16 protein-coding genes and 1 pseudogene are annotated in these 16183 nt (G+C 65.0%); 10 read left to right on the forward strand and 7 right to left on the reverse strand.

What is annotated here, in order from left to right; translation table 11 throughout:
- The 4 genes and pseudogenes from CH249_RS28570 to phoU form a co-directional block, all read left to right on the forward strand.
- Positions 1-151 (forward strand): annotated as a pseudogene (locus tag CH249_RS28570) (acyl-ACP desaturase); the annotation flags it as partial.
- Positions 152-273: 122 nt separating this feature from the next.
- A complete protein-coding gene (gene dusB / locus CH249_RS25435; RefSeq protein WP_032395893.1) occupies positions 274-1413 on the forward strand; it encodes a tRNA dihydrouridine synthase DusB in 1140 nt (379 codons plus the stop codon).
- Between the two features lie 118 nt (positions 1414-1531).
- Positions 1532-3451, forward strand: coding sequence for an LCP family protein (locus CH249_RS25440; RefSeq protein WP_094682065.1), 1920 nt, complete (start codon positions 1532-1534; stop codon positions 3449-3451).
- 66 nt (positions 3452-3517) lie between these two features.
- Positions 3518-4192 carry a phosphate signaling complex protein PhoU gene (phoU, locus tag CH249_RS25445; RefSeq protein ID WP_032395895.1) on the forward strand — a complete coding sequence of 225 codons (675 nt, stop codon included), beginning with the start codon at positions 3518-3520 and terminating at the stop codon, positions 4190-4192.
- A 134-nt stretch (positions 4193-4326) separates the two neighbouring features.
- On the opposite strand, the gene pstB is transcribed toward phoU, so the two are convergent.
- From pstB to CH249_RS25475, 6 genes are all read right to left on the reverse strand, one after another.
- A complete protein-coding gene (pstB, locus tag CH249_RS25450) occupies positions 4327-5103 on the reverse strand; it encodes a phosphate ABC transporter ATP-binding protein PstB (protein WP_032395896.1) in 777 nt (258 codons plus the stop codon).
- Between the two features lie 37 nt (positions 5104-5140).
- On the reverse strand, positions 5141-6049 hold the full coding sequence (pstA, locus tag CH249_RS25455; RefSeq protein ID WP_032395897.1) for a phosphate ABC transporter permease PstA: 909 nt from the start codon (positions 6047-6049) through the stop codon (positions 5141-5143).
- Positions 6050-6052: 3 nt separating this feature from the next.
- Positions 6053-7090: a phosphate ABC transporter permease subunit PstC gene (pstC, locus tag CH249_RS25460; protein WP_045196637.1), complete on the reverse strand. Its 1038-nt coding sequence runs from the start codon at positions 7088-7090 to the stop codon at positions 6053-6055.
- 87 nt (positions 7091-7177) lie between these two features.
- Positions 7178-8278: a phosphate ABC transporter substrate-binding protein PstS gene (pstS, locus tag CH249_RS25465; protein ID WP_032395899.1), complete on the reverse strand. Its 1101-nt coding sequence runs from the start codon at positions 8276-8278 to the stop codon at positions 7178-7180.
- Between the two features lie 202 nt (positions 8279-8480).
- Positions 8481-9386, reverse strand: a complete 906-nt coding sequence (mshD, locus tag CH249_RS25470; protein WP_094682064.1) for a mycothiol synthase — start codon at positions 9384-9386, stop codon at positions 8481-8483.
- Entirely contained in the window at positions 9387-10148 is a 762-nt protein-coding gene (locus CH249_RS25475) for a response regulator transcription factor (protein ID WP_094682063.1), read from the reverse strand.
- Positions 10149-10278: 130 nt separating this feature from the next.
- Here CH249_RS25475 and CH249_RS25480 point away from each other — a divergent pair, with 130 nt between their 5' ends.
- The 5 genes from CH249_RS25480 (at position 10279) to CH249_RS25500 (ending at position 13395) form a co-directional block, all read left to right on the forward strand.
- Positions 10279-11058 (forward strand): LmeA family phospholipid-binding protein, encoded by a 780-nt coding sequence (locus CH249_RS25480; protein WP_045196641.1) that lies wholly within the window; start codon positions 10279-10281, stop codon positions 11056-11058.
- Positions 11055-11474: a thioredoxin family protein gene (locus tag CH249_RS25485; RefSeq protein ID WP_094682062.1), complete on the forward strand. Its 420-nt coding sequence runs from the start codon at positions 11055-11057 to the stop codon at positions 11472-11474. The genes CH249_RS25480 and CH249_RS25485 overlap by 4 nt, the downstream gene beginning before the upstream one ends.
- A 253-nt stretch (positions 11475-11727) precedes the next feature.
- Positions 11728-12213: a DUF4395 domain-containing protein gene (locus CH249_RS25490; protein WP_032396296.1), complete on the forward strand. Its 486-nt coding sequence runs from the start codon at positions 11728-11730 to the stop codon at positions 12211-12213.
- A gap of 38 nt (positions 12214-12251) precedes the next feature.
- Positions 12252-13088, forward strand: a complete 837-nt coding sequence (locus tag CH249_RS25495; RefSeq protein ID WP_032395904.1) for a sulfurtransferase — start codon at positions 12252-12254, stop codon at positions 13086-13088.
- 1 nt (position 13089) lies between these two features.
- Positions 13090-13395, forward strand: coding sequence for a DUF1416 domain-containing protein (locus CH249_RS25500; protein ID WP_032395905.1), 306 nt, complete (start codon positions 13090-13092; stop codon positions 13393-13395).
- Between the two features lie 78 nt (positions 13396-13473).
- Here CH249_RS25500 and CH249_RS25505 read toward each other — a convergent pair whose 3' ends face one another.
- Complete coding sequence (locus CH249_RS25505; RefSeq protein ID WP_094682061.1) at positions 13474-14964, reverse strand: cutinase family protein; 1491 nt, start codon at positions 14962-14964, stop codon at positions 13474-13476.
- A gap of 382 nt (positions 14965-15346) precedes the next feature.
- Between CH249_RS25505 and CH249_RS25510 the strand changes: the two genes are divergently transcribed.
- On the forward strand, positions 15347-15988 hold the full coding sequence (locus CH249_RS25510; protein ID WP_045200287.1) for an FABP family protein: 642 nt from the start codon (positions 15347-15349) through the stop codon (positions 15986-15988).
- The last annotated feature ends 195 nt before the right edge of the window (positions 15989-16183 follow it).

Below are 16183 nucleotides of genomic sequence, written 5' to 3' on the forward strand. Positions count from 1 at the left end.
GCGCAACGACTTCACCGGCCGCGGCGAGAACAAGCGCGAGGAACTCGCCGCGTTCCTCGAAGACCTCGAGCGTCAGGCCACCAAGTTCGAGGAGATGCGCGACCGCTCCCTCGCCCGCGAACGCGCGAAGGCCGAAGCACGCGCGTCGTAAGCTCAGATCGGCTGGTGTGCCCGGTACCGACTTCGGTGCCGGGCACCACTGTTTTCGGGCCGTCGCTCTCGGCCCACCGCCGTCACCATGATCACGTTCCCTCCGTTCCAAAGGCTTCTCTCATGACACTGCAGATCGGCTCGCTGGAGTTGGCCAGCCCCGTCGTCCTCGCACCGATGGCCGGCGTCACCAATGTGGCGTTCCGCACGCTGTGCAGGGAGCAGGAGTTGCAGCGGGCGGGCAGTACCTCGGGTCTGTACGTGTGCGAGATGGTCACCGCACGCGCGCTCGTCGAACGCCAGCCGGCGACGATGCACATGACGACCTTCGGCCCCACCGAAACCCCGCGGTCGCTGCAGCTCTACACCGTCGATCCGGACACCACGTACGACGCGGCGAAGATGATCGTCGACGACGATCTGGCCGACCACATCGACATGAACTTCGGCTGCCCGGTTCCGAAGGTCACCCGAAAGGGCGGCGGTGCTGCGCTGCCCTACAAGCGGAACCTGTTCGGTCGTATCGTCGCCGCGGCCGTCAAGGCGACCGAGGGCACCGACATTCCCGTCACCGTCAAGTTCCGCGTCGGCATCGACGAGAACCACCACACTCATCTCGATGCAGGTCGAATCGCCGCAGGCGAGGGCGCGGCGGCAGTGGCACTGCACGCCAGAACCGCCTCTCAGCGTTACTCCGGCACTGCCGACTGGAACGAGATCGCGCGACTGAAGGAACACGTCTCCGGCATCCCGGTACTGGGCAACGGCGACATCTTCTCGGCGTCCGATGCGGTTCGCATGATGGCGGAGACCGGGTGCGACGGCGTCGTCGTCGGGCGTGGTTGCCTGGGTCGGCCCTGGCTGTTCGCAGAACTCAGCGCCCGCCTGAACGGCAGGCCCGAACCCACTCCACCGACCCTCGGCGAGGTGGCCACCATCATCGCCCGGCATGCCGAGCTGCTCGCTCAGCATCACGGTGAGAGCAAGGGTCTGCGCGAGCTGCGCAAGCATGTGTCCTGGTATCTCCGCGGGTTCCCGGCGGGGTCGGATCTTCGGGTCTCGATGGCGTTGGTGTCCACTCTCGGCGAACTGGACGACCTTCTGGCGCAACTCGATCCGACCGTTCCGTTTCCCAAGGACGCCGAAGGCCCCCGTGGTCGGCAGGGCTCGCCGGGCGCGGTTGCGTTGCCCGACGGTTGGCTCGACGACCCGGAGGACGTCTGCGTTCCTGCCGGTGCCGATCTGATGCATTCCGGCGGCTGATTCGCGGCTGACCAGCAGCCCACCTCGCACGAGTGGACCATGCCGCTCGAGTCAGTACTATGGCTGGGATTGCCGAGTTGACGGCGCGTGCGTGTGATGGAAGGCCAGGTTCGAATTCGTGGGAGACGATCGAGAGTCGGGCTCTGTGCCCGAGGGTCGCGCCCCATGGGAGCGCCCGCTGTCTTCAATCGGACGTTCCGGACAGCGCCCACCTCGCTCCGAACGTCCTGCAACACCGGCTGCAGAGCAACCACCGCAGCCCGGAGACAGCGGCAGGCTCGGCAAACGATCACCGCGTAACGCCGACACCGTCTCGGTCGCCGAGTTGGTGGACAAGATGTCGCGCTCGGGATCGATGCGGCGGGTGCCTGACGAACGTCCCGAAGTCGAAGAGCCGACCGAGGTCATCGCCCCCATCACCGATTCCACTCCCTCGCCTGCCCGGGCAGTCCCGCCGACTCCGCCGCCGCATGCCGCACCGGAACCGGTGGGCGCGCCCGCAGCGGATCGACCGACTCTGACGCGGTTGGCGATGAGTCGGGTGCGTCGCCGCCGTCGGGTACGGATGATCGGCCGAAGCCTGGTCTCCCTCGTCGCGATCCTGGCGGTGGCCTTGACCGGAGTGGTGTGGGGATACCTACGCAACACCGATCAAGGATTTCTCCAGGTCGCCGCTCTCGATCCCGATTCGACCGACGTCGTCGACGCCGCAGGCCAGTACGGTGACGAGACGTACCTGATCGTGGGCACCGACACCCGCGCCGGGGCCAGCGGCGAGGTGGGAGCCGGAACCGTCGCCGACGCCGAGGGATCGCGCTCGGACACCGTCATGTTGGTCAACATCCCTGCCGACCGCAGTCGCGTCGTCGCGGTGTCCTTCCCCCGCGACCTCGACGTGACGCGGCCGGAGTGCGAGCAGTTCGACAACATCACCAATACCTACACCGGGGAGATGTTCCCCGAGGCCTACGGCGACAAGCTCAATGCCACCTACGCCCTCGGCGGCCCGAAGTGTCTGGTCAAGACCATCCAGAAGATCTCGGGCCTACGCATCGGACACTTCGTCGGGATGGACTTCGCCGGGTTCGAGTCCATGGTCGACGAGGTCGGCGGCGTCGAGGTCTGCACCGCGCAACCCCTGTTCGACTACGAACTCGGAAATGTCCTTCCCAACGTCGGAACACAACGTATCGACGGCCGCACCGCGCTGAACTACGTTCGGGCCCGCAACGTCGAGTCCGAGGGCAACGGCGACTACGGCCGCATCAAGCGACAGCAGCGTTTCCTGTCGTCGCTGCTGCGGTCCGCGCTCTCGAACAACGTGCTGCTCGATCCCGGCAAGCTCAACGGGTTCGTCAACGCGTTCACCTCGGACACGTTCGTGGAGAACGTCAAGACGCAGGACCTGGTGACGCTGGGACGCTCGCTGCAGAACGTGGACGCCGGCGCGGTCACCTTCCTGACCATCCCCACCACCGGCACCAACGACTACGGCAACGAGATCCCGAACGACGACGCGATCGGTGCGATCTTCCAGGCCATCATCGACGACGCTCCGTTGCCCGGCGAGGAACGAGCGGAGCCGGTGACACCCGAATCACCCGCACCTGCCGCCGTACCCGACGCGCCACTGTTGGCCGTTGACCCGTCGACCGTGTCGATTCAGGTGTCCAACGCATCCGACATCGCCGGGATGGCTCAGACGGCGTCCGACGAACTCGCGGTCTACGGATTCCAGATCCTGACGGTCGGCAACTTCTCGGGCACCGCAGCGCAGACCGTGGTGCGCTACTCCCAGGATCAGGAAGCTGCCGCTGCGACGGTCGCGTCGGCGATTCCCGGCGCTGCCATCGAGTTGGCACCGAGCCTGAACAATGTCGTCGAGGTCGTGCTCGGCTCGAACTATCCCGGATACACCCAGTACCCGACGGCGTTCGGTACCGAAATCGATCCCACTCAGGTGGAAGGAACCACCCAGAGTGCGCCCCTTCCGGAGGATCTCTCGTACACCAACGCGGCCGACGACACGTGCGCCTGACTTCATTCATGCTCCGTTAACCCTCGGGACAGGGAACTGGTCGGTGTGAGCTACTAAACTTCGCTCATGCGCGTCGCCTACAACGAACAGATGAACGAGCTTGCCGATCTCCTCGGAGAGATGGCGAGCCTGGCTGGTGCGGCCATGGAAAAGGCCACTCAGTCCCTCCTTCAAGCAGACCTGGTGCTCGCCGAGCAGGTCATTTCCGAACACGACAGGATCACCGAACTCAGCGCGGTGTGCGAGGAGAAGGCCTTTACCCTTCTCGCCCTGCAGGCTCCAGTCGCAGGCGATCTCCGTTCGGTGGTGGCCGGCATTCAGATCGTTGCCGACATCGACCGTATGGGCGCGCTCGCACTGCACGTTGCCAAGATCACCCGCCGCAGGCACCCGAACCACGCCCTCCCCGAGGTCGTCAACGGGTACTTCGCCGAGATGGGTCGCCTCGCCGTCCAGATCGGCGCGTCGGCTCGTGAGGTCCTCGAGACCCGCGATCCCGAGCGCGCTGCCAAGCTGCAGGAGGAGGACGAGGCGATGGACGATCTGCACCGTCACCTCTTCACGGTGTTGATGGACCGCGAGTGGAGCCACGGGGTCGCTGCTGCGGTGGACGTGACCCTGCTCGGCCGCTTCTACGAGCGGTTCGCCGACCACGCCGTCGAGGTCGGCCGTCGAGTGATCTTCCTGGTGACGGGTGAGCTGCCCATCGACCTGAGCCACAACAACATCCCCACCTCGTAGGCCTGCCCTCGTCGAGAACCGAGTAGTGCTGCGCTGCAACGCTACTCGGCTCTCGCATCGGGACAACGAGCGCAGATGTCGAAGAAGCCCCCGCCGAGCCTGTGCTCAGCGGGGGCTTCTTCGTTCGTGTGTGGTTATCCGAAGCGGCCGGAGATGTAGTCCTCGGTGGCCTTCTGCGTCGGGTTGGAGAAGATCTTCTCGGTGTCGTCGATCTCGATGAGCTTGCCGGGCTTGCCGGTCGCCTCGAGGTTGAAGAAGCCGGTCTGGTCGCTCACACGGGCGGCCTGCTGCATGTTGTGCGTGACGATCACGATCGTGAAGTCCTGCTTGAGTTCCTGGATCAGGTCCTCGATGGCGAGGGTGGAGATGGGGTCAAGAGCCGAGCACGGCTCGTCCATCAGCAGGACGTCGGGAGAGACGGCGATCGCGCGAGCGATGCACAGACGCTGCTGCTGACCGCCGGAGAGGCCACCACCGGGCTTGTCGAGGCGATCCTTGACCTCGTTCCAGAGGTTCGCCCCCTTGAGCGAGCGCTCGGCGATCTCGTCGAGTTCCTTCTTGCCGCGGCCGCCCTGCAACTTCAGGCCCGCAACGACGTTGTCCCGGATCGACATCGTCGGGAACGGGTTGGGGCGCTGGAAGACCATGCCGATGGTGCGACGCACACCCACGGGGTCGACGCCGCTGCCGTAGATGTCCTCGCCGTCGAGCAGCACCGAACCCTCGACGCGCGCACCCGGGGTGACTTCGTGCATACGGTTCAGCGAACGCAGGACGGTCGACTTACCGCAGCCGGACGGCCCGATGAACGCGGTGACGCTGCGCGGCGGTACGGCCAGAGTGACGTCGGAGACGGCGTGAAACTTGCCGTAGTAGATGTTGACGTCCTTGAGATCGAGACGCTTTGCCATGTTCTTCGTTCCTTAGAATTCGCTGGAGTCGGGTGGGTCAGAAGTTCTTGGGCGAGAAGAACTTCGAGACCAACTTCGCGCCGATGTTGAGTATTGCGACGATCAGGATCAGCGTCAGGGCTGCTCCCCACATGCGCTCAGCGGTGAGCACGCCGGTTCCTGCTTTCTGCAGGTCGACCATCATGAGCGGCAGAGACGTCTGCGGCCCGGAGAAGATGTTGAAGTTGATGGCGGTGGCCGATCCCACCAGGATCAGCACCGGTGCCGTCTCGCCCATGACTCGGGCCAGGGCGAGCATGATGCCGGTGACGATGCCGGACAGGGCCGTGGGAATGACGATCTTGGCGATGGTCTTCCACTTCGGGACGCCAAGGGCGTAGGACGCCTCGCGCAGGTCCTGCGGGACGATGCGCAGCATTTCCTCGGCCGAGCGCACGATCACGGGGATCATCAGGAGCACAAGGGCGAATGCGACGGCGACACCGGAGCGCTGGAATCCGAAGGTGGCGATCCACAGTGCGTAGATGAACAGGGCCGCGACGATCGACGGAACACCGGTCAGAATGTCGACCATGAAGGTCGTCACTCGAGCCAGTCGTGTACCGGCCCCGTACTCGACGAGGTAGATGGCGACGAAGATGCCGATCGGGATGGAGATGATGGCGCAGAACAGTCCTTGCAGAAGGGTTCCGACGATGGCGTGGTAAGCGCCGCCGCCTGCGATGAACTGGGTGACGCCGGCCTGCGAGTTCTGCCACCAGGTGGGCGAGACCACGGCGGACAGTCCGCGCGAGATCACCGTGTAGAGCACCCAGATGAGCGGTACGAGTGCGACGAGAACCGAGAGGCTGACGAGGATCGTCGCCGTGAGGTTGGACGCTTTACGCCGAGCGCTGACGCCCTGGAACGTCGGTTCCTTGACGGGCTTGTCCATGGTTGCGGTCACGGGTCAGTCCTTCTTTCCGGCGATGGCGGCGCGGGCACCGGCGTTGACGACGAAGGTGAGGATGAAGAGCACCAGACCCGCGGCGATGTAGGCACCGGCTTGGAGCGGGTTGTTGAACTCGCCCGCGGCCAGCGCGATCTTCGTGGCAAACGTGGAACCGCCGTCGAACAATGTTCCGCCGAAGGTTGCCTGAGTGCTGCGGATGATGATGTAGAGCGCGATGGTCTCACCGAGTGCACGACCGAGACCGAGCATGGAGCCGCTGACGTAGCCGGACTTTCCGAACGGAATGACCGTGGTGCGCACGACCTCCCAGCGGGTGGCTCCGAGGGCGAGAGCTGCTTCGATCTGCCCCTTCGGCGTCTGCATGAAGACCTCGCGGGTCACGGCTGCGATGATCGGCAGGATCATGACCGCGAGCACGATGCCACCGGTGAAGATGGTGCCACCGCCTGCGATGGACACCGAGCCGGTGCCGAAGAGCGGGAACCAACCCAGGTTGGCGTTCAGCCACTCTGCGAACGGGCTGATGGCGGGCGCGAGGACGTACAGGCCCCAGAGGCCGAAGACGATCGACGGAACTGCGGCCAGGAGATCGATGACGTAACCGAGCGGTCCCGCGACTCGCTTGGGTGCGTAGTTCGTCAGGTAGATGGCGATGCCGAGTGCGACAGGCATCGCGAGGATCAGGGCGAAGAGAGACACCGTGACGGTGACCAGGAAGAGATCGAGAACGCCGAACACCATGGCCGAGGTGTTGGAGGTGTCCCACGCGCCGTTGTAGGTCAGGAAGTTGACCGTGTTGTTCGACAGTGAAGGGATGGCACGCCAGAGCAAGAAGATGCCCACGGCGGCGATCAGGGCGATGATGAAGATGCCCGAGCCCGTGGCGAGGCCGGAGAAGATCCTGTCACCGGGACGTGTGACGGTCCCCGTCTTGTTCTTGTCTGACAATTGTGGTTCTTCCGGTTTGTGCGCGGCACCCGCGGTGGGCACGGTAGCCGCAGAGGGGACGCCGGTCATCGAGTGGGTGTCGCTCATACCGCTCACTGTCTCGTGTGGAGGTCGAGGACGGTCCTGCTTCGGCTCGCGTTGCCACGAGCCGAAGCAGGGTTACGTCTCATTGAATCAGGCGATTGCTTCGATAGCGGTGGTCAGACGCTCCTTGAAGGACTCGGGGAGCGGCACGTAGCCGGCTTCCTCGAGGCCCTGCTGACCCTCGTTGGCTGCGCTGAGCAGGAACGACTTGACTGCTGCCGAGGTCTCGGGGTCGTAGCCCGCCGAGCAGACGATCTCGTAGGTTGCGAGAACCAGCGGGTAGGTCTCGGCCTCGTTGCTGGCGTACAGCGCGTCGATGTCGATGACGAGGTCGTTGCCCTCGCCGGAGAACGTTGCCGCGTCGATGGCTGCGGCAGCCGACTCGGTGGTGAGCTCGACCGGTCCGTTGCCGAAGTCGACAGCAGCCGTGCCGAGGCTCTCCTGATCGGCGAAGCCCTTCTCGACGTAGGTGACCGAGCCGGGGGTGGCCGCGACTGCCTGGGCCACGCCCGAGGATCCGTTGGCACCTTCGCCGACGCCGCCGGCCCAGTCGGAGCTGTGGTTCAGGGTCCACGCCTCGGGAGCCGAAGCGGCGAGGAAGCGCTGGAAGTTGTCGCTGGTGCCCGAGGAATCGGAGCGGTAGACGGGGGTGACCGCGGTGGCCGGCAGGTCGACGCCCTCGTTGAGTGCGGCGATGGCAGGATCGTTCCAGGTGGTGATCTGGCCGGTGAACATGCGCGCGATGACGTCCGGGTTCAGCGCGATGTTGTCGACGCCGTCGAGGTTGTAGGCCACGGCGACCGGTCCGAAGACCAGCGGAAGGTTCCACGCCGGGTTGCTGTCGCAGCGGGTGGCCGCCTCGACTGCCTGCTCGTCCTTGATCGCGGAGTCGGAGCCGGCGAAGTCGACCAGTCCGGCGACGAACTGCGTGCGGCCGTTACCCGAGCCGCTGGTGGTGTACTCGACTGCCTTGCCGGCACACACGCCGGAGTAGATCGAGGTGAAGTTGGACATTGCGTTCTGCTGCGCGGACGAGCCTTCGCCGGTCAGCGGGGATTTGCCCTCGCAGGTAGCCGAGGAGTCGGATGCGCCGTCCGTGGTGGCGACGTTGGCGTCGCTACCGCATGCGGTCAGCAACATGGCACTGATGGCCACTGCACTCATGAGAGCACCGTTGCGCTTGAGGTTCACCTGTTTCCTCCGGGGAATCTGTAGGCCGTGTCCACGGCTCGGACCTGAGCGGCCGCGCTGTGACTGTGTGGGTGCCGGCTCCGAAAGAAACCTCGCACCAGGCGACGTAGGTTGTCGCCCATCGAGAAAGGTAAGGGCAGGTGGTAGACGTTTACCCCCGCATAGGTGAACGGGAGATGAACACCGCAGTCGGTGTGTCCGTTCACGCACTGCGCGCGTAAGCGGCATCCACGTGGTAGTTCTCGAAGCCCAGCTTGGTGTACGTGTGCACGGCAGCGGTGTTGTCGGCCTCGACGTAGAGCATGATCTGGCCCAGTTCTCTGCTGCGTAGATAGTGCAGGCCGGCCAGCGTCAGCACCCGCCCCAGACCACGACCCTGCGACTGCGGGTCGATTCCGACCACGTACACCTCGCCGATGGCCGGTTCCGCACCCTCGGCCCGGTGGACCTTCGTCCAGTGGAAACCGAGGAGGCGGTCACTGCCCTCCTCGAACGCCAGGAACAGGCCCGCCGGATCGAACCACGATTCTTCTCGCCGTGCGTCGATGTCACGATCGGTCCAGCCACCCTGTTCGGGATGCCACGAGAAGGCCGCATTGTTCACGCGCAGCAGCTCGGCGTCGTCCTGATGCCCCCGGTAGGTTCGGAGTGAAATACCTTCCGGCACAACAACATCCGGGAGATCAGGATGCCCGGACGAGCGACGCATCTGGAGCAACTCGCGAACCACCTGCAGCCCGAGCGCCGCAGCGACGGACCGTGCGGCGGGCAGATTGCCGTGCGCCCAGATACGGGCATCGGAGCCGACATCGAGTGCGCGAGAAACCAATTCGCGCCCGACACCGTGACCGCGGAAGGAAGGGTCGACGACGGCCTCGGCCATCCCGTCGGCGATTCCGACGTAGCCCACCACACGATCGCCCTCGGTCGCGACGAACCGAACGACCTCGTCGCCGTCGTCGACGGCCTTCACAGCCTGCTCCGACAACGGCGCAGTGCCGTCGGCTTCCGTTGCGCGCGAAAGGATTCGATGAATCTCGTAGGAAACTCGGGAAGACGGTGCTCCGCCGTCGATCGAATGGACGTCGAAGGCAGGATCCGAACTCATCTACGAGAGCGTACTCTCTTGCTCGAACTCGAAATCCGCATCGTCGGAATCCCCGCCGGCAGCATCCGATGCCACTGGTCCACCCTTGGCATTGCGCGACGGACGAACAGCCTTGTATCCCACGTTCCGCACGGTTCCGATGAGCGACTCGTACTCGGTACCGAGCTTGGCGCGGAGGCGTCGAACATGGACGTCGACGGTGCGTGTACCACCGAAGAAGTCGTAGCCCCACACTTCCTGCAGGAGCTGGGCGCGAGTGAAGACCCGACCCGCATGCTGAGCCAGATACTTCAGCAGCTCGAATTCCTTGTAGGTCAGATCGAGCGGACGGCCTCGTAGACGCGCGGTGTACGTGCCTTCGTCGATGACCAGTTCGCCGAGCGTGATCTTGCCCGAGGTCTCCGGGCTGGCAACTCCCCCGCTACGGCCGACCAGCAACCGCAGCCGAGCGTCGAGCTCCGCGGGGCCGGTGCCGGGGAGCAGGATGTCGTCGAGGCCCCAGTCGGAGTTCACCGCGACGAGTCCGCCCTCGGTGAGAACTGCCACGACGGGGATGGCCGATCCGGTACTCCCCAGCAGGCGACACAGACCACGAGCAGCAGCGAGATCGGTGCGCGCGTCGACCAGTGCGATATCTGCCGAACCGGCTTCGAGAAGCGAGGACACCTCGGTGGGCACCGGGCGTACGTGATGCGCCAGGAGAGCGAGGGACGGCAGAACGCCCTCCGGATGGGGATCGGAGGTCAGTAGTAGGAGCTCCACTGCGTCTCCATTCTTACTGCTGGCCGGTCCAGCCCAGGCTGGATTGGAGTGATCGTCAAGGACACAGACTAGCTTGTCCGTACAACCGGCCGAAGAGGGCAGTACGCGATCCGTCGGTCACAATGGACCCGTGCGCACACTTCTCATCGGACTCGCCAGCCTGCTGGCCCTAGCGCTCGTGGTCGATTTCGGCGCAGCGGCCTACTCGGAGTACCGGGTCTCCCGCGCGATCCGCGCGGGCGGTGAGCTCACCTCGGACCCTCAGGTGATCGTGCACGGATTCCCGTTCCTCACCCAGGCGGCGGACGGCCGCTATCAGAACATCGAGATCCGAGCGCAGGACGTGCCGACCGACTACGTCGGCTCGACGACGATCGAGGCCAATCTCCGCGGCGTGCACATCGCGCTGTCCGACCTGATCGACAACAACGTTCGAGCGATCCCGGTGGACGAGCTCGACGGCCGCGTCCGTATCGAGGCGACGGACCTCGGCCGGTTCCTCGGCATCGTCGACCTGCAGGTTTCCGCCCCGCCGGCCGACAAGTCGGACGGTACCGGCGGTTCCGGTGGGTCGGGCAAGACCACGACCGGTGGCGTCGTGCTGACCGGAACGGTTCCGGTCGGCCCCCTCGAGACGACGGTGAGCGTCAAGGCCGATCTGTTGCTCGAAGGTGACAGCGTCGCCATCGTGGCGTCGGACTTCTATTTCGGCCCGGAGGGTCAGGCAGATTTCTCGATCCCCGATTTCGCCGAGCCCACGGTGCTGGGACTGTTCACCAAGACCATCGAGCGTCAGAGCCTGCCCTTCGGGCTCCTCCCGACCGACGTCTACGCGGAGGGCTCGCAGATCGTCATCGAAGGGTCGGGCGAGAACGTGACCATCGACCTCAACGAGATCGAGAAGCCGTGACAGGGATCACAGTTCTGGTCGTCGTGGCGATACTGGCCGTCGCCACCGGATTGTTTCTCCGCAGCCGATCGGGTGCAGTGCGGGCAGTGCGTACCACCGAATCCGAGACCGACGCTCTGTACCCACTTCTGCTCGACGCGGGTGCCGCGACCGACTCCGCGACGGTGCTGCACTTCTCGGCGGACTGGTGCGGGCCGTGCGCAGCTGTGCGACGCGTCGTCGGGCAGGTGTTGGAAGGGCGAAACGACGCCCGGGAACTCGAACTCGACATCGACGCCCATCCGATCCTCGCCCGCGAGCTGGGCGTGCTGTCACTGCCCACGACGTTCGTCCTCGACAGCGCATTGCAACGGCGCTCCAGAATCGCGGGGGTGCCGTCCGCTGCGGCGCTACGGTCCGCGCTCGACGACCTCTGACCGGCCCTCCCGAGACCGACGGTAGGACCCGACGCTGGTAACGGGTAGGATGCTCTTCGTGTTCTCCCGCCGCGAGCTGATGCTCACCAGTCGACGCACAGTTGATCTGTGCCGACTGGGCGGTTGTTGCTGTCGCTGCTGCTGATTTCCTTCTGCCGCCACGCCCATGCGTGATGTCCGGCCCGATGATCGAAATCCACGTCCGAGCACTGCCCATGCGGCGTGCCCCGGCCTCGCACAGGAGTACATCTCGATGTCGACACCCGACACCAGAACCACCACCGACACCACCGTCGACCAGGTCGATGTTCGCGGACCGCGCTTCGCCGCATGGATCACCACCGCCGTCCTGGTCCTCGTTCTCGTCCTCACCACGTTCTCGGTCCCCGCGGCGGCGATCCTGCTCGGGTTACAGGCGATCGTGTTCGGAATCGGAGCCGTCCGCGGACCCAAACACAGTCCGTACGGCACGATCTACGCGACATTCGTCGCACCGAGGCTGTCCCCCACCAGCGAACGCGAGCCGGTGGCACCGTTGAAGTTCGCTCAACTGGTGGGCTTCGTGTTCGCCGCCGTCGGAGTTCTCGGCTTCGCGCTCGGCGCTCCCGTCGTCGGCACCGTGGCCACGGGCTTCGCGTTGTTCGCGGCCTTCCTCAACGCCGCATTCGCGGTATGCCTCGGCTGCATGATCTACCCCCTCGCTGCGCGACTGCGCACCACCTCGCGCACCACTGCTTGACCTACACCGATCCATAGAGAAACACCGAAAGGAACACCATGGCTCGCTCCGACGTCCTGGTCTCTGCCGACTGGGCCGAGCAGAACCTGAACGCACCGAAGACCGTCTTCGTCGAGGTCGACGAAGACGCAAGCGCCTACGACGGCGGACACATCGAAGGTGCGGTCAAGCTCGACTGGCGCAAGGACCTGCAGGACCCGGTTCGCCGCGACTTCCTGAACCAGGAACAGTTCTCGGACCTGCTGTCGGCCAAGGGCATCAGCAACGACGACACCGTCGTCCTGTACGGCGGAAACAACAACTGGTTCGCCGCCTACGCCTACTGGTACTTCAAGCTGTACGGACACAAGGACGTCAAGCTCATCGACGGTGGCCGCAAGAAGTGGGAGCTCGACGGCCGCGCGCTGTCCAAGGACGTCGTCAGCCGTGAGACCACGCAGTACCGGGCCGAGGCACCCGACCTGTCGATCCGTGCGTTCCGCGACGAGGTCATCGACGCCATCGGCAACAAGAACCTGATCGACGTGCGTTCGCCCGACGAGTTCTCGGGCAAGATCCTCGCCCCGGCTCACCTTCCGCAGGAACAGGCGCAGCAGCGTGGCCACGTGCCGTCTGCGATCAACATCCCGTGGAGCACGACCGCCAACGAGGACGGCACGTTCAAGTCCGACGAAGCGCTCGAAGAGCTGTACAAGACCAAGGGCTACGACGACAGCAAGGCCACCATCGCCTACTGCCGCATCGGCGAGCGTTCGAGCCACACCTGGTTCGTCCTCAAGGAGCTTCTGGGCAAGGAAGACGTCAAGAACTACGACGGCAGCTGGGTCGAATACGGCTCTCTCGTCGGAGCACCCATCGAGCTGGAGGTTCGCTGATATGTGTGGAGCACCCGTGCAAGGCCAGACCATCCCCGCAGGCGTCGACGTCGAGAAGGAGACGGTCATCACCGGCCGCGTCCTCGCAGGCGACGGTGAGCCCGTAGCCGGGGCTTTCGTGCGTCTGCTCGACGGCAGCGGCGAATTCACCGCAGAGGTCGTCGCGTCGGGTACCGGAGACTTCCGGTTCTTCGCCGCCCCCGGACAGTGGACGCTGCGTGCACTGTCGGCATCGGGCAACGGCGACACCGTCATCGCTCCCGACGGCGCAGGCGTCCACTCGGCGAACGTCACCGTCGGAGTCTGATTCCGCCCGTTCGTATCTCACGAGAAAACCCCCGCACCTGCTCGCAGGTGCGGGGGTTTTTCGCTCTTCCGGAGGCCTCTAGTTGGGAACGGGTGCCGGGGCCGCCGGATCGGGAACCGTCGAGTACTGCGGCGGGAACATCCCTTCCGGTACCGGAATTCCCTGGGACTCGAGGAACGCGCCGAGATCGCTGATCTGGGTGACCGTCCCCGGCTCCGGCAGCAATCGAGGTTCGGCCGGGGCCTCGGCGGGCGCGTCCTGCGGTGCGGCGGCGTCGGGAGCAGGTGCTTGCTTCTTCTCGCGCTCGGTGCGGGCGAGGTCCGTCACCCACGCGACGATCTTCTCGCTCTCCCACTCGTAACCGTCGTTGGGGTCGTTGTACCAGTACGACAGGTGCTGCAGGAATCCGAGCAGCAGGTACGGCCCGAGTACGACGTCGGCGATGCCCTTGTTGTTCTCGACCATTCCTTCGCCCTCGGCGCGCAGCTTGGCCTCGACGGTGTCCGCACCCGGCCCGAGTGCCCAGTTGAGGTCGGCGAGCAGCTGGTCGGGGGACAGAGCCGCCACCGCCTTGGCGTCGTCGACCTGATACTGCTGGTCGGACACCTTCACCAGGACCTGTAGCAGCGTTTCGTCCGATTCGAGCCACGACTTGTTCGTCGCGATGTCGACGATCGCACGAGTGGCGATCGTGGCCACCGTCCGGGCGAAATCGGCCACCGTCTGAACGGGGTTGAGCAGGGTGAAGCGCATCTGGCCCAGAACCCCCAGGGCCAGCTGCAGCAGTTCGATCTTGTCGGGCGCATCGCACGAGAGATCCCAGGGTCGGCACGACCAGGTGACCTTGTCGGTCAACGTTCCGTAGTCCCGTGGCGACTGGTCCATGAATCCACCGAGCGACTCGCCGGGCTCGTCGTCGAAATTCGGCACCCCGGCCGGCCGGTACGGCGATCCGACCATCATCACTCCGGCGATGTCGTCGGCGGTGACCAGCGCGTCGGGATTGCGGTGGCCGATCTCGACGGCCATCCGGTCGAGTATCTCGCCGCCGACGCTGTACCCGACCAGAACGAACTTCGTCCTGTCACCGCACTTGGTCTTGTACTCGTCCATCAGACGATTCGTCGACGCGATGCCTTCGGCGATGGTGTTCTGATAGGTCGAAACGTCGTCGAGCACACCGACGCCGTACGTCGATGCGTAGGGAACGTACAGCCAGCCGACCGTGCCTGGGCTGCCTGCATTGACCTCACCGGTGGGAACCGTGACGTTGCCGACCCAGTTCGACGCCACGGTCGACGATTCCTCGTTCAGAGGATTGCGCCCCGAATCCGAGTCGGTGGCACCGGACACGGCGAGCATCAACACATCCGGGCAGTCCTGCGCGTAATTGTTGGGGTCGATGTTCGGGCCCTGCGACGACCCGAAGTCGGACGAGCCGGCATCCGCCGATCCCGAATCCGGGGCGGCGAGCGCGGCTGCCGGTGCGGCAAGAGCCAACGCCAGTGCACACACCGCGGATTTGAACGACACGGATCCGAACGACGATGTCCGTTTACGACGCAGCATTGTTACGGAGACCTCCCCAGCCTTCGACAGAACACAGTGAAAAACGTCGAGCCCTCGCCCTCGAGCACCCGACGCCCCCCGAAGAAGGTACCTGCTCGCCGGGCTTTCTCCATCAATACGAGTGATCCAGCGCACTGACGGCCCCGAAGTTGGGTAGATGTCACCAAGGACACAGCCCGGATTCGGGCCGCTGTTCTCGACGACGATCGCAGCGGGTTAAACTCGCTCTCGTGGTCATCTTCTTCGAGGTATTGCTGGCGCTTGCGGCAGTAGCCATCATCGCGTTTTCGCTGTATGTCGTCTACCGACTGGTCAACGACGAATCGTGACAGAACCGGTTGCGGGTCGACCCGGCAGTGCTGACGAGGGGCTCGATACCCCCATCACCAGTGGCGACGAAGCAATAGCGGCTGCCGAGCAGAAGTTCGCCGACGCGTCGACGCGGAACGTTCCGGTCCTGCCGGACATCCCGCATCCCGACGACACGGCCAACCTCCGCCTCGGCCCCGATCTGCACCCGTCGATGCTCGCTCTGTTGCCTCTCGTCGGCGTGTGGCGCGGTGAAGGCGAAGGACACGACCCCGAGTCCGGTACCGACTACCCCTTCGGTCAGCAGATCGTCGTCACCCACGACGGCGGTAGCTACCTGAGCTGGGAATCACGTTCGTGGCGACTCGATTCCGACGGTAACTTCGCACACCCCGATCTCCGCGAAACCGGGTTCTGGCGCATGAGCGGTGGCAACGGGCTCAAGGGTTCCGAGGACGAAGAGGTCGTCGAGCTGTTGCTGACACACAGCACCGGCGTCGTCGAACTGTATTACGGCCATGCACTCACCAAGTCGTCCTGGGAACTGGCCACCGATGTCGTCATCCGTAGCACATCGGGTGCGTTGGTCGGAGGGGCCAAGCGGCTCTACGGCATTGTCGAAGGCGGGGATCTCGCGTACGTCGAAGAACGAGTCGTCGCCGACGGCCCATTGGCACCGCGGTTGTCCGCGCGCCTGACTCGTTACATCGGCTGACTCTTCAGCACTACCCACTGCACGCGAACGGCCCCCGAGCCATACCTGATGTCAGGTCCCGACCGGACAGGTCGGGGGCTCGGGGGCCGGGTAGCTGTCTGGGATTCGCTTGCCGCTCGCGCGGTCTTCGCAGTGAATCCGTCAGCGATTGCGGCTAGCTGACAGCCACCTCACGCGTCCTAGAGTTCATCAACT

This window comes from Rhodococcus sp. 05-2255-3B1 (assembly GCF_002258545.1).
Taxonomy (GTDB): Bacteria; Actinomycetota; Actinomycetes; order Mycobacteriales; family Mycobacteriaceae; genus Rhodococcoides.

Bases quoted from the DNA above. Each gene is read 5' to 3' on its own strand.
- dusB (WP_032395893.1), top strand. From the start codon at position 274: ATGACACTGCAGATCGGCTCGCTGGAGTTGGCCAGCCCCGTCGTCCTC.
- phoU (WP_032395895.1), top strand. From the start codon at position 3,518: ATGCGCGTCGCCTACAACGAACAGATGAACGAGCTTGCCGATCTCCTC.
- pstB (WP_032395896.1), bottom strand. From the start codon at position 5,103: ATGGCAAAGCGTCTCGATCTCAAGGACGTCAACATCTACTACGGCAAG.
- pstC (WP_045196637.1), bottom strand. From the start codon at position 7,090: ATGAGCGACACCCACTCGATGACCGGCGTCCCCTCTGCGGCTACCGTG.
- mshD (WP_094682064.1), bottom strand. From the start codon at position 9,386: ATGAGTTCGGATCCTGCCTTCGACGTCCATTCGATCGACGGCGGAGCA.
- CH249_RS25490 (WP_032396296.1), top strand. From the start codon at position 11,728: ATGTCGACACCCGACACCAGAACCACCACCGACACCACCGTCGACCAG.
- CH249_RS25495 (WP_032395904.1), top strand. From the start codon at position 12,252: ATGGCTCGCTCCGACGTCCTGGTCTCTGCCGACTGGGCCGAGCAGAAC.
- CH249_RS25500 (WP_032395905.1), top strand. From the start codon at position 13,090: ATGTGTGGAGCACCCGTGCAAGGCCAGACCATCCCCGCAGGCGTCGAC.
- CH249_RS25505 (WP_094682061.1), bottom strand. From the start codon at position 14,964: ATGCTGCGTCGTAAACGGACATCGTCGTTCGGATCCGTGTCGTTCAAA.